At 47.2% G+C, this 13,490-nt stretch carries 14 protein-coding genes; 7 read left to right on the plus strand and 7 right to left on the minus strand.

Going from position 1 to position 13,490, the window contains the following annotated elements; translation table 11 throughout:
- The 3 genes from ABNS04_RS11115 to ABNS04_RS11125 form a co-directional block, all read right to left on the minus strand.
- A partial coding sequence (locus ABNS04_RS11115; protein ID WP_287832095.1) for a helix-turn-helix domain-containing protein occupies window positions 1-95 on the minus strand: 95 nt, incomplete at its 3' end.
- A 204-nt stretch (window positions 96-299) separates the two neighbouring features.
- On the minus strand, window positions 300-2,117 hold the full coding sequence (locus ABNS04_RS11120; RefSeq protein WP_290614256.1) for a ferrous iron transporter B: 1,818 nt from the start codon (window positions 2,115-2,117) through the stop codon (window positions 300-302).
- 30 nt (window positions 2,118-2,147) lie between these two features.
- Entirely contained in the window at window positions 2,148-2,384 is a 237-nt protein-coding gene (locus ABNS04_RS11125; RefSeq protein ID WP_286682426.1) for a FeoA family protein, read from the minus strand.
- 171 nt (window positions 2,385-2,555) lie between these two features.
- Here ABNS04_RS11125 and ABNS04_RS11130 point away from each other — a divergent pair, with 171 nt between their 5' ends.
- Window positions 2,556-3,497: a D-2-hydroxyacid dehydrogenase gene (locus tag ABNS04_RS11130; RefSeq protein ID WP_286682427.1), complete on the plus strand. Its 942-nt coding sequence runs from the start codon at window positions 2,556-2,558 to the stop codon at window positions 3,495-3,497.
- Here ABNS04_RS11130 and ABNS04_RS11135 read toward each other — a convergent pair.
- Window positions 3,479-4,021 carry a DUF6436 domain-containing protein gene (locus tag ABNS04_RS11135; protein ID WP_286682428.1) on the minus strand — a complete coding sequence of 181 codons (543 nt, stop codon included), beginning with the start codon at window positions 4,019-4,021 and terminating at the stop codon, window positions 3,479-3,481. The two genes, ABNS04_RS11130 and ABNS04_RS11135, sit on opposite strands and share 19 nt — an antisense overlap.
- Before the next feature lie 119 nt (window positions 4,022-4,140).
- Here ABNS04_RS11135 and ABNS04_RS11140 point away from each other — a divergent pair, with 119 nt between their 5' ends.
- Both ABNS04_RS11140 and ABNS04_RS11145 read left to right on the plus strand, forming a co-directional pair.
- A complete protein-coding gene (locus ABNS04_RS11140; RefSeq protein ID WP_272977339.1) occupies window positions 4,141-4,611 on the plus strand; it encodes a DUF4199 domain-containing protein in 471 nt (156 codons plus the stop codon).
- Between the two features lie 129 nt (window positions 4,612-4,740).
- On the plus strand, window positions 4,741-4,971 hold the full coding sequence (locus ABNS04_RS11145) for a helix-turn-helix transcriptional regulator (RefSeq protein WP_272977340.1): 231 nt from the start codon (window positions 4,741-4,743) through the stop codon (window positions 4,969-4,971).
- A gap of 14 nt (window positions 4,972-4,985) precedes the next feature.
- Here the strand turns inward: ABNS04_RS11145 and ABNS04_RS11150 are convergent, their stop codons facing one another.
- Complete coding sequence (locus ABNS04_RS11150; RefSeq protein ID WP_071462482.1) at window positions 4,986-5,195, minus strand: DUF2892 domain-containing protein; 210 nt, start codon at window positions 5,193-5,195, stop codon at window positions 4,986-4,988.
- Window positions 5,196-5,300: 105 nt separating this feature from the next.
- Between ABNS04_RS11150 and ABNS04_RS11155 the strand changes: the two genes are divergently transcribed.
- From ABNS04_RS11155 to ABNS04_RS11165, 3 genes are read left to right on the plus strand one after another with little or no spacing between them, the layout of a single operon-like run.
- Entirely contained in the window at window positions 5,301-5,717 is a 417-nt protein-coding gene (locus tag ABNS04_RS11155; protein ID WP_272977341.1) for a YqaA family protein, read from the plus strand.
- Between the two features lie 8 nt (window positions 5,718-5,725).
- A complete protein-coding gene (locus ABNS04_RS11160) occupies window positions 5,726-6,307 on the plus strand; it encodes a heme NO-binding domain-containing protein (protein ID WP_272977342.1) in 582 nt (193 codons plus the stop codon).
- Window positions 6,300-8,171, plus strand: coding sequence for an EAL domain-containing protein (locus tag ABNS04_RS11165; RefSeq protein WP_272977343.1), 1,872 nt, complete (start codon window positions 6,300-6,302; stop codon window positions 8,169-8,171). Before ABNS04_RS11160 ends, ABNS04_RS11165 begins: the two co-directional genes overlap by 8 nt.
- Here ABNS04_RS11165 and ABNS04_RS11170 read toward each other — a convergent pair.
- Both ABNS04_RS11170 and ABNS04_RS11175 read right to left on the minus strand, forming a co-directional pair.
- Window positions 8,168-9,961, minus strand: a complete 1,794-nt coding sequence (locus tag ABNS04_RS11170) for a phytase (RefSeq protein ID WP_272977344.1) — start codon at window positions 9,959-9,961, stop codon at window positions 8,168-8,170. The genes ABNS04_RS11165 and ABNS04_RS11170 overlap by 4 nt on opposite strands.
- A gap of 24 nt (window positions 9,962-9,985) precedes the next feature.
- Window positions 9,986-12,529, minus strand: coding sequence for a TonB-dependent receptor (locus ABNS04_RS11175; protein ID WP_272977345.1), 2,544 nt, complete (start codon window positions 12,527-12,529; stop codon window positions 9,986-9,988).
- Window positions 12,530-12,723: 194 nt separating this feature from the next.
- Here ABNS04_RS11175 and ABNS04_RS11180 point away from each other — a divergent pair.
- Window positions 12,724-13,490: GGDEF domain-containing protein (locus tag ABNS04_RS11180; RefSeq protein WP_272977346.1), on the plus strand; the 767-nt coding region annotated here is incomplete at its 3' end.

Below are 13,490 nucleotides of genomic sequence, written 5' to 3' on the forward strand. Positions count from 1 at the left end.
TTCAGCTTTCTTGCAATCTCTCGTTGTGAAAATTCTTCTGAGAGCAACGCAGAAATCTGGTATCGTTGTCCCTCGGTCAGCTGCCGATAACTCATGTTAGAGCTCACTTTTTTTGGTCGAAAAGTAAGACTACCACATGTGGGTAGCTGACCTCCTTCCGACCTATCCCATTACATGAGTGTTGCGGTTATTATCTGAATTCAGGATTACCAACTGTATTTTCGCTATCATTTCAACGGTGATGGGAACGCATTCAGACCGCCGAACCCACCATCGCGTTACGTTGATTTTTAATTTCATTAAAAAATGTGGGCTGCGATTACAGCAATGAGATAAGCTAAAATGCCGTAGCCTGCATATAACCCCCACGCGATTCGACTTTTACCCGTTTCAGCACGTAGCATCGCGACCGTTGCAACACATTGCAACGCAACAACATAAAATAGCAGCAAGCCAATGCCGGCACCTAAGGTCAATCCATCAGCCTGGATCTGCGCCGCTAAGCCGGCAATATTTTCCTCGGCACCCGACATACCAAACATCGTGCCCAGCGCACCGACAAACACTTCACGCGCTAAAAACGACATGATCATCGCCACGCCATAGCGCCAATCTAAACCCAGCGGTTCAAAGATAGGCTCAATAAAATGACCAATTTTACCCAGTAGTGAGTTTTCTAGACCTGCCCCTTGAGGAAAATAGCCCAACGTCCATAAGCATAAGGAAATAACAAAAATAACCGGCGCCGCGCGTTTGATGAATTGCAAGCCGCTGTTAATAACGCGTTGAAATAGCGGTTTCCAATGCGGTAAGCGATACGAAGGCAGTTCCAATATAAACGGCATGTCTTTGAGTTCTTTGCTTTTGCGCGTAAACACGTTCATCAAGGTACTCACGACGAGTGCCATCAGAATCCCGAAGAAATACAGCCCAAAAAAGGCAGCACCCTGCAGGTCAAACACGCCTAAAAACGTTGCATCTTTTGGAATAAGCACGGCTATCAGTAAGGCATATACTGGCAATCGCGCTGAGCACGACATCAGAGGAATGGTGAGCATCGTAATCAGGCGTTTGCGTGGCGACTCAATGGTACGTGCCGCCATAATTGCAGGGATAGCACACGCATGCCCCGATAAATAGGGGATAAAGCTACGCCCAGACAAACCAAATAAACTCAATGGCTTATGGCATATGAGCGCGGCTCGCGCCAAATAGCCGCTATCCTCTAATACACCAATAATAAGCGTCAAAACCATGATTTGCGGAACAAACACTAAAAACGCGCCGACGCCGCCAAATATAGCATCATTTAAAAAGTCAGAAACGATACCTGGTCCTATCACTCCCGTTAGTGTGCTGGCGATCCAACCTATTGCCGCCTCGGTACCATCCATGAGTGGCTGCGCCCAAGTAAAAATACTTTGAAATAAGAAAAACATAATCGCTAGAAACGCAATACCACCCAGCACATTATTCAGCAGAAAGGTATCAATACGGTTCTGATTTTTTAGCACCACATCGGAGCGAATACCATACTCCGCGTTAATCTCACGCGCGCGCTCGATGAATTTTCTTTGCTCCCCAAGCTGAATGTTTAGCTCAGTAGGCGCTTGTGCTTGTTTCGCCAAGCTTGGCAAAGCCTCCTTAAAGGCGGCAACGCCCTTAAGCGTTTTTGCAGAGAGCGCGTAGACCGGCGCACCAAGTTCCTTTTGCAACGCTTTGATATCAATATTCAAACCATAACGCTCAACCTCATCGATCATATTCAGCACAAAAACGACGGCTTTGTTATTTTTACGCGCCAAAGCTTGAACTTGAAGTGCAAAGACTAAACTACGCTCAAGTCGCGCCGCGTCTAAGACACATACGACGAGTTGCGTATCATCATCGTCTACAGCGAGGTTTAACTTTTCGACAGCGATTTCTTCGTCTTTTGATAGGCTATGTAGTGAATAAGTACCAGGAAAGTCGACCACTTCAAACTGATCAAACTGACCCGTCTTCAGCTCGACGGTGACACCGGGAAAATTTGCGACCTTTTGTCGTAAGCCGGTTAATTGGTTGAACAACAAGCTCTTACCACAGTTGGGTTTCCCCACTAAGACAATGCGTTCCATATACGACCCAAGTTGTTTTAAATGATAGGCTTAACTGGCCAAGGCAAGATTAATTTTTTCAGCAACCGCTTGTTCGAGTGAGTAAACACAATCACCGACTTGCACCACCAAAGGACCTTTAAAGGGCGAGCGGCGGACGCACACGACTTGTTGTCCCTCACTGAATCCCATTTCTTGCAATCGGCTAATAACCGATACTGTCAGCTGCGAGTTAATTGTTTCAACGACAGCCGCTTGCTTAGCTTTTAATTCCCAAAGTGTTTTCATACGCCCTCCCGAATGAGAACTATTATCATAAATATTAAGATTATCTTCAATAGATTGCTTGATCCAAAGCAAGTTCCTACCTAATGTGGTAAAACGCAGTCTGGCAGGGCTTATTAGGCGAGTCGTAAAGCCAAACGTACAACTTAGCAAGCTAACTAATTGGAGTGTAGAATGAGAGGAGTCGTACTCGACGCAGCCAGCTTAGGTAACGATGTTGATTGGCAACCCATCGCTGCACAATTGGATGACTGGCAAGTATTCAATGAGACTACTGCTGGGCAAGTAGTTGAACGTATCCAGGGTGCCGATATCGTATTCAGCAATAAAGTCGTACTTGATAACGAAACGCTACGCTCTGCGACTCAACTCAAATGGATAGGCATTTTAGCCACGGGCACCAACAATATCGATCAGGACACGGCTAACGCACGCGGCATTAAGGTCGCTAATGTTGAAGCGTACGGAACCGCCAGTGTGGCTCAACACACGCTCACTTTAATGCTTAACCTTGCGACGCAAGCACAGCGATATCATCAGCTCGTTGCCCAAGGTGCGTGGCAAACGGCTTCTCGTTTCTGCTTAGATGACTTCCCGGTGGTTCAGTTAGCCGGCAAACACCTGGTTATAGTCGGTCATGGTGAGTTAGGAAAAGCCGTGGAATCCTTAGCAAAAGCTTTTGGCATGAAAGTATCGATAGCGGCTCGTCCCGGCAAGAAAAACGATCCACGTCCCAGCCTCGATCATTTATTGCCCGAAGCGGACGTCATTTCGTTTCATTGCCCATTAACCAATGATACGAGAGACCTATTAAACAGCAACAATTTAGCGCACTGCAAACCGGGATTACTCATCGTGAACGCCGCTCGGGGTGGGATCGTTAATGAACACGATGCGGTTGAGGCTTTAAGAAACGGTATCATTGCTGGTTTAGCAGTCGACGTACTGTCAGAGGAGCCACCCCGCAACGGCAATCCCCTGCTCGATGCGATTAACGAACCACTTAATTTAATCGTCACGCCTCACTCCGCGTGGTTAGCGCCAGAGGCACGCCAAGCAATTATCAATATTAGTGCCAATAACTTGCGTCAGTTTCTTCAGGATGATGGGCAATAACATCCGCGAGCCACGGTATTCACCCAACCAGAGTCGAGCGGCGCAGTCGCCGTTCCAACGCGCTTTATGAGCGGTTCAATAAAGCTGTTTTCGGTATTACAAAACGCGCCGTCTGCGTAGGGTCCTAAGTAAACTAACTCACTATTGGCATCGAAAATGATCACGGCAGGCGTTGCGGGCAAAAAGTGCCTAAGCATCGGCAACTCGTTAAGCGACAGTTCGACATTGGTGCCATTACTGTCATTCACTTTACGCTTAACGACTTGCTTGTGGGCTTCTGTTCGCCAATTACACATACAGTGGGTATCCATCACATGAAAGACGCGTGAGTCTGTTTTATATCCCTTCTGACGAAGCCACTGACCGAGGCGTTCGCCGACTTGTCCCTGCGCGACTTGTGCCTGCAACTGCCCAGATTGATCGAACCACATTAACGGCTGATACAGCAAATAACTACTCAACGCGATGACCAGCACCAGCGCGCTGACGGCTATGGCAGTGAGTTTAACTCGTGTTTTATTCAAACCTACACGCCCGACGATAAGAAATCGTTCTATTTTGGCATAATTTGTACTTATCACGAAGCCAAATAATGGCTTATAGTGTTGATGTAAATTACAAAAAATCAACAAGGGACTGAGTTATGAAAGAGCTCAAATGGGGTATTATTTTTAGTATCGCAATGCTGCTCTGGTTGACGGTTGAGCGACTCGCTGGCTTGCACCATCAAAATATCGAGTACCATTTCTTTCTCACCAATATCTTCGCAATTATCGCCATCGCCATTTACGTTCTCGCCCTACGCGATAAAAAGCAGAGTTTACCCGATCAGAAAATGACTTGGCTGACCGGCTTTATCAGCGGCGTTAAGCTTACCCTCGTAGTGGCTATCTTAGCGCCCTTAGTGCAGTTAATCTTTCATACCACGATATCACCCGAGTTTTTTGACAATATGCGTCATCACGCGGTCGCCTCAGGCATGATGAGTGATATGAGAGCAGAAGAATATTTTACCCTCACCGCCTATATCTTCCAGTCTATTGTTGGTGCAATCGGCTTAGGGTTAATCACCAGTGCGATCGTTGCTTTCTTTTTACGTTCAAAAGACACGTAACGCACGCAACTAAACCTTCAAAAAAGCGTCTTATCTCTGACAAATAGTTTTGCCATCGTAATGCGCCTGTTGATCCTTTAGGACTCAGGCGCGTAACCATAGCTCAGTTGTATTGCAGTAGAGGTAAAGATGTCATCAATTAAGTCAAATTTCATCGCTAAAGATTTTGCGCGTCGCGTTAAACAACGCCGCAAGACACTGATGCTTCCAATGACTCAACTCGCTAAGAAGTTGGGCGTAAGCGAACCTGAATATACCCAAATCGAATCAGGAACACGTCCGCCTTCGCGCAAGCTACTAACGCAGATCTCGATAGAGCTGCGCACCTCAGAAAAATGGCTTATCGAGGGTGGTTATTAAACACCCTCGCGATTTTATTTTGCCAGCTCGCGCTCGGTTTTTAATCCTAGTACGCGGTTAAAAAAGATCGCGGCAGGACAGAACCCGGTAAACGATTGCTGTAATAAATTAGCCCCGACAAATACCGTCAACCACACGAATCCTGGATGGACCCATACCGTTAGTGCCACAGACAAAAGAATCATGATGCCAGCAAATGCCGTAACCGCTTTTTCAACACTCATGGTAATACCTCTTTAAATTACATTATGTTTTTATATATAATATCAATTGCACCAGTTTACAAGTAAAATCAGTGGCATTAATTTTTAGTTCCAAAGTGCGCTTTAATGCTCGCAGGCTACTTATCTCTATTTTTCTCTTCCCTCATAGCCGCTACCTTATTTCCAATGGGGTCCGAGTTAGTGCTTATTGGGTTAATCAAAAACGGTTGGCCAGTGGTGACGACGGTTGCCGTCGCTTCGGTCGGGAATGTCCTGGGCTCAGTTATCAATTACGTGATCGGCTACCTACTCCACCGAGGTTTTATGCAGACTCGCTTAAAAGTCTATAAAGCAAATCTGATAAGGGCTGAAGCGATTTTTCTAAAATTCGGCCGTTGGACCTTACTGTTTGCCTGGTTACCGATTATTGGTGATCCATTAACGCTTTTTGCTGGTTTATCTAGGGTTAATTTTAGTTTATTTTTGCTATTAGTGTCTGTGGGAAAAGTGGCGCGTTATGCCGTAGTGGCCACCAGCGTTTAGGGATAAATATGATAGGTATCATTCAGCAAGTACTGCTCGAGTTACTCGAAGAAAAAGGTGGCGATGAACTTAAGCAGCGTGTTTTAAAAGCAGCCCATGTCGACCCATCGATAAATTACCGTATTGATAAAAACTACAGCGATGACGAGTGTCTTCGATTAATTGCCGCGTCGGTTGAAGAGACAGGCTTTACTGAAAACGAAGTCTACGCCCTTTACGCATCTGCTTTTCTAAAAAAAGCGCAGGCTTTATTTCCACGGTTTTTCGAAATCGCAGACGATTCGGAAGGCTTCCTGCTCAGACAAGCACGCATTCATGCTGTCATGGCCTCGGGGTTAAAGCAGCAAGAGGAACGACAACATGTTAATGACAAGTTTTCTGCCTCCCCCATCGAGCCCGGTAAAGTCAGAGTGATTTACCGATCGCCTAATGGTCTCTGTCGTCTATATCAAGCCCTCGCGTTTGAAGTCGCCTCGCTGTATGGCGATGAGATTGAATTCGACGAGCCCTGTTGCATGCATAAGGGCGCAGTGCATTGTGAGTTCATAATAACTTGGCCGAATAAACGTCAGGAGGTGGTTCATGGCTGATACTCATCATCCATCGTTACGCCAAGTTATTACTCAAATAGCGGACCAGTTATGCGACACCATCGATAACAACTTCGATATTCACGTAAGCGTTGATACACAAGATACTGAAGGTCAAAAACTTGCGTTACTGGTCAACTTTCTATTGGAGAACGTACGCCGCTCACTGACTGATATGCAGTCACTTAATGAGCAACTCGAAGACAAAGTGAAAGAACGTACTTCGTTACTTGATCTGATTTTAGCGGGCTCAAATGATGGAGTATGGATTTGGGATATTGCAAACGATGAACTGACACTATCAGGTCGTTGGTACTCAATGCTTGAACTCCCGCACGACGCTAATACCCAATCGCCTGAGTTTTGGTATCAACAAATTCATCCTGCTGATCGCGAGCGCTTCAGCAATGCTATTCGTGGCTTACGCAAAGGCGAATCTGAACATCTCAATGTCGAATATCGCGTCAAAACCACGCGCCACGGATATCGGTGGATGCTGTGCCGCGGCGTTTGTCAGAAAGATAATGAACAGCAATGTTCAATCGTCGCCGGAACACAGACAGATATATCCGCTATGCGTATCTTTGACCAAGAGTCTGGCATGCCCAATGAGCGCTACTTACGTGAACGTGTCGAGGATGCGCTTGATGAGCAACAACCACTGTTTTTGATTTATGTAACGGTTGAAAATATCGATGCGATACTCAATGCAAGCGAGCATGCCAGTAATGCTCGTTTGTATCCTGTGATTCAAGAACGACTGAACCATGTCAATGGTCTACACCTAGTAGCGAGTAAGCTCAGCGCCATAACCTTTGCTGTCATGGGCTTCGAGTCAGAGTTAACCCACAGCGGATTAACCATTGAGGACGTATGCCAGCAAATACGTGACAACTGTGCCAATACTCACAACACGTTTAAAGACGACACGCGCTTTGAAGTCGCCGTCGGTGCGGTCGTTTCCTCAATGCTGAAAATCGAGCAGTCGCAACAGCTTATCAACTATGCGTGGTCGGCATTGCGCCGCGCGCGTCAGTTAGGGCAAACATGCATTTTCACCGAGGCCCATATCAGCCAGGACAGTCGTCGTATTCGAGTCGAGCAGGAGCTGCGCCGCAGCTTGATGCAGAATGCACTCGCGCCGGATTATCAAGCGATTTATGCCGGAAAAACCAAACAGCTTGTCGGCTTTGAAGCACTTGCTCGGTTCCGGCACCCCGAGCTCGGCATTGTATCGCCGGGGGAATTTATTCCCATCGCTGAAGACTCTGGGCTGATGCGAGAATTGGGATATGCAATCTTAGATCGTACCATCGAGACCATTCAAACATGGCAGCATAACGCACTGCGCGATCACCCGTTTTATATCGCCGTCAACGTATCGGCAATACAGCTCGAAGACCCCTACTTCGCCGATAATGTATTGGCTAAACTTGAGGGCGCCGGTGTCGAAGCCCAACGATTAAAACTCGAAGTAACCGAATCAACGCTGGTCGAGAGTTTTAAAAGTGCAGCCCTACAACTCGATAAACTCCGCCAAAATGGTGTAAGAATTGCCTTAGATGACTTTGGTACTGGGTACTCATCACTGAGCTATTTACGCAGTTTATCCATCGACACACTCAAAATTGATCGGAGTTTTGTTGCTAAATTGCATGAAAATGAGCAAAAAGCCGCGATTATTAAAACAGTCTATGAGTTAGCGACCCAGCTAAAACTGTCCGTCGTCGCTGAAGGCGTTGAGGAAATCGAAGAGCTCAACTTCCTCAACAACATCGGCGATATGGCGATTCAAGGCTTTTTACTTGCTCGTCCAATGCCGGCAGAGCAGGCTATTGCACAAGTATCACAACATCACAACTAATCGAGTATGGCCTGCAGCGGGACTAACTTTAAATTTTGTCCCGCTTCAGGCATCCGATTACGCCCATCTTGAACAACGAACGCGCCCCGTTCAAACCCTTTCCCAAGAGACCTCGTAGTCACTTCAAGTCCATCCGTTTCAGACGCTCCGTCGATTCCTAACTCAACATTCGTTCGAATTCGGAAGTGATGACGCAACGCGTAAGGTGCTTCAGCATCGAAAACCACATAGCTATCACTACCCTGGCTCGACACAAACAGCAACATCTCGTCATCGTATTGCGCGAGCGCCAAACCTTCGATGTCAGGCACAATTTCGGGGACATCAGCCGCCTTGATTATTAACTTGCCCTGTTCAGTGCTATTAACGGCCGCATCAAACAGCCAGATGCCGACATCTTCTTCCCCCACAAACAGCCGTTGCGTTTTATCGTCTACTACACACCCTTCAGGTTGCGAGGGAACAGACATCTCGCGAACCTGCTCGACGCTATCTGCACCTTTGACCCAAAACTGTAAAATTCGACCTGACTTGCCATTCACATAAACTGACAGTCTATCGGTGCGCTCTTGATAACCCATGCACAGACCGTATATTTCGTCCAGATCAGTACTCACCTGTTGCGCCACGCTGACTTCGCCAGCTTGACTAATATCGAAGAACTGAAGACTATTGTTGTCACGCAACGAGGCGACCACCACGTTGCCTCTGACATCCACATTATTCAAACGGCCGACAGCTAAGTGCTGCACTATTTCACCGTTCATTGAATAAACGTAGAGTCCAGTCCGTTTATCGGTTGCTAAGATGAGGCTTTCCTCAGCTGCAGAGGGTGATACCCAAATGGCTGGGTCATCAATGGCGTCGCCGCGACGCGGTGAAGGTTCGGTTTCAAGTGTTGCTGCCACTTGCGCAATGGGTTTCATAGGGGCATGCCGGTTGGCATCACCTTGCGCTACTTCGACCTCGATCGCATCAGTGCCTGATTCCCGTGTTAACAACACTCGGTCACCGGGCAACAGCGAAATATCGTGGTACTCGTGCGTGGTAGAAACGAGCTGTGTCTCGGTTTCGCCCAGCGTATCGTCTCGAGTCGAAATCTTAAGTAACCTCGCAGGAGCCTCTTCTAACGCCAGTAAGCGGCCATCCTGCATAACGCTGAGTGCTTTTATTTCACCTTGAATATGTCCAAAAGGGGCACGTACCGCTTTTAGGTGACGTTTTTCCTCTGCTTCGGGTTCAGCATTATAAGCCCAAACCGACTGATCGGATTCAGCGACATAGAGCACTCCACGCTGCGAGTCGACCGCACAGGCAGTTGAATCGTAGGGCACGTTTAAATCACGAATCGTAATCGGCTCTTTCAACCAAGTTTCATCTTGTCTTAACAAACGTTGTTCTGCGCCACCGCGGCCTCCAATCAAGAACAGCGATAACTGACTGTTCTCGGCACTGTCATAGAAGCACAGATCTTCGACCACTCGTGTTTCAATCTCACCTTTATATAAAGGCAGTAAACGTCCCTGATGATAACGCCATACAAACAGCTCTTGGGTATCGCCTTCCATCGCTGCCAATATCGACTCACGCTCACCTAAGACATAATGTTTCAGATGATAAAAATCGCCTGCAATCAGTTGTTGCTCGCCGCGAGTAATGCCCTCACTGGTCACTTTCAAAACTGAATTGTCGGGCAAAATCTCACGGTGTCGTTCATCAGCTTTTGCGCTGGCAGTGTGAAAAGCCAATAACATGGATGCACTGAGTACTGCTACTTTAAATAAATTCATTTTCAATCTCTCTAATCTCGTTGCTTACCAATTAACCCACTGCACACCCAAGGTGTAACTGCGACCATAAGATTCATACTGCGCGTTGTAGCGCTTGTCACCGGTATAAACAAAGTACGCTTCGTCAGTGATATTGTTGACGGCAAAATTAATACTGAACTGATCACTGATCAGCCATTTGCTTGAGAAATCCAAAGTGAGATTGTCGTCTTCGTAAATGTCATAGCGGTTGTCTTCAACATCGCCCAGTTCTGCGAGGTACTTAGATTTATAGTTCGCCGCCAACCGCAGACTCAGCTGTTGTGTTTCATAACCGATAGCAATATTGGCCGTAGTATCCGACTGACTCGGCAACGGAATATCACGCTCCATAAGTTCGCCATCATCCAGCCAATCAACCGTTGCTTCAGAATCGGTAAAAGTCAGGTTGGTATTAATCAGAAAGTTATCTAACCAGTTATTAAAACCGCTGAACTGGTGCACTAAGTTAAACTCTAAACCAGCGACGTAAGCGTCATCGCCATTAATGTAAGTCACCGCCTCGTCAAATGATTCATAACCAGGACGACCCGCAATATCCGCTTCATAAACAAAGTTTTTAATCGATTTATAAAACGCGGTGGCAGAGATAACACCCAAGGTTTCATCGTAGTGTTCAATCCCCAGATCGAGGTTGCGTGAAGTCAAGGGTTCGAGTGCAGGGTTACCAAATTCAGCTTTAATATCACCGTCGTCATTTTCAACAAAATAGCTCGGACGGATTTGTTCAAAGCTAGGACGCACCAAACCCGTGCTATAAGCCATGCGTACAATTGTCGAGTTGCTCAGCTCATAACGGCCAATTAAACTCGGTAGCCACTGAGCATCGCTGAATTCGGCATACTCTGGCGAGAACTCATTCAACTCATCATTATAACGAGTTCCGCGCGCATCACGTTGCTCGTGTTCATAGCGTGCTCCAGCGATCACCTGCCATGGACCCGAATTCACATCAGCCATAAAATACGCGGCATTAATATCTTCATCGATCTGATACTGTGCAATACGTGACTCCACCTCATCACGGAAGTCAGTCAACACTAACGTATTTAATGTTCCCCACAGCGCAGCCGCGGAAATACCCGGACCAAATCGGTCAAAGCCATAGTCAACGTTGCTAGTTGCATAATCTGCAAGGGTAAGTGCCGAAACCCCTAAATCATCAAAATCTTCAACAATGAAGATATCCTCACGAGCGGTTTTCTCGCGCCGACTGATACGCATACCGCCTTTGAACGTGACTTGGTAACTCGGTTGTAGCCAGTCGTAAGCCAAATCAACTTTCAGGCTATCTGCATTCTCTTCGGTATACGCATCACTGACTTCAACTTCATCGATGTTATACCCCTCAGCTTGATAAGCCCTATCAGGGGCGAGTAATTGTAGTTGTTCAACACCTCGATAGCCCAAGCCGTCATCAAACGATTGCACAAACTGAGCCCCACCAATCGCAAACGGTTGCGATTCACTCGCTTCACTGGTACCGAGCTCTATTGTCAATTGCCAATCTTGCCACGTTTGCTCAGTACCTATCATGTAGGCCTGTATTTCCTGCGTCTCTTTGCGATCTTTAAGCTCACGGGTGACTTCACCAGCGCTTGCAGTATTCTCAGCGAGCGGATCTTCAAACTCAGTGATAATCCCTTGGCGAATTTCAGTATCTGCAAACTTGCTATACAGCGAACGTAGGTAATATTGCGACGTATCACTTGGTCGGTAATCAAGATTTAATGCCAAGCCCGTTCGCTCTCGTGTAACTTGATAAGCACGCTGTTCGAACTCTTCTAAACCGGGCTCATCAAAATCCCAATTGCCACCTGTTTCAACATTATCCGTGCTAAATGAACGATCTTGATAGCTACCTGCGATAGCGATACCCAAACTGTCTTGTTTGTCGCCGATGTCAAAGGTATTACTGGCTACTGCTGAGAATTTCGGGTTGGTCTCGCTCGCTTGTGCGTTATAACCCAGCTCCGATGAAAGCGAGTAAAAAGCACCCTCGCGATCAAACGCCGTCATACTCTTAAGTTCAATATTTCCACCTAAGCTACCTGCAGGAATATCCGGCGTCAGCGTTTTACTGACAACAACCGATTCAAGCAAGTCAGATGGGATCACATCCAGCGCAACTGCGCGACGGCCCGCTTCGGGTGCCGCTAATGAGGTGCCATTGTAAGACACAGAGTTCAGATCCGGCGCCAAACCACGAATACGGATAAACCGCCCTTCACCCTGGTCGCGCTCTACCGACAAACCCGGCATACGCTGCAGAGCGTCACTCACGCTGTCGTCTTGCAATTTGCCCATATCATCTTTTTTTAGAACGTTGATGATACCGCCTGCATCACGTTGTTGCTGAACGGCCTGTTTAACGGACTCGCGGTAGCCAATCGTGAGTACCTCTTCAATGGGTGCGTCTTGTGCTTGCTGTTTTGATGTATTGGATTCCGTCTGCTGAGTTTGTGCAGCTGCATAAGTACCACTAAGCGCAGCAGCGACACAATAAACGAGGTAAGTTTTTTTCATCATGTTCATGCCCTGGTGGTGAATGGTCGGCACATACTCTAGGTGGCTAACATGTCATTTTATGTGCCACGAACAGGTTGCGATGAGCTGTTCGGATTGCAGTCCGAACAGCTCAATTAAGTGACGTTTCTGTCATGTAAATGTCATGCTGCTCCTGTAACTTAAACATGTGCATAGGCACTGCATGGAGCTCAGGTATGTCGCGCAATACGCTTTTATCTCGCATGGTTTATGACTGGCGCCTGCCTTTCATGATGTGCATACTCGCGGTCTCACTGTTGCTTGCCAGTCAAGTCGGCTCCCTCAAACCCCGTTCCGCTATCGATCCGCTTGACATTATCGGTGAGTTTTCGACCTTATTGATTGTCTTGGTCGGCTTGGTTCTGATTGTGACGCAGCGACTCGATGGGGCTGTCACCCGACTGTTTTTTTGGGGCGGCTGTGTACTGACTTTTTCACTATCACTGGATCTGCTGGATGAGTTTTTCAGCTATCCAGAAGCGCTGCGGCTCATGAGTTGGCTAGAATCATTACCACAACCTTTCGGTTTAGTGATTCTCGGATTTGGTGCCGCTGAGTGGATAAAAGAGCAGCGCCAAGTGCGTCGTCAACTCAGTGTCCGAGAGAAACACTTACGTGCCCATGAGTGGGTTGACCCACTCACGACGTTATACACACTCCCCTACTTTGAAAAAGTGCTTGAGCGTGAGCTTGCACTGCACAAACACAATCGCCAACACGTGGTGATGGCGAGTATCAACTTACAGGCATTCGCTCGTTACAATGAAGAGATGGGCATGCAGGCCGGCGACCTTCTACTGAACAAAGTGAGTGAGCTGACCGCTTTGTACTTGCGTCCCGGCGACTGCCTATGTCGCTACCACAGTGATCAGTTTCTTATACTATTACCGGCAACCGACTTTCCTGAAGCGCTCAGCCTGATTCGACTATTGGCAGAAATGCT

Source organism: uncultured Idiomarina sp. (genome assembly GCF_964010655.1).
GTDB lineage: Bacteria > Pseudomonadota > Gammaproteobacteria > Enterobacterales > Alteromonadaceae > Idiomarina > Idiomarina baltica.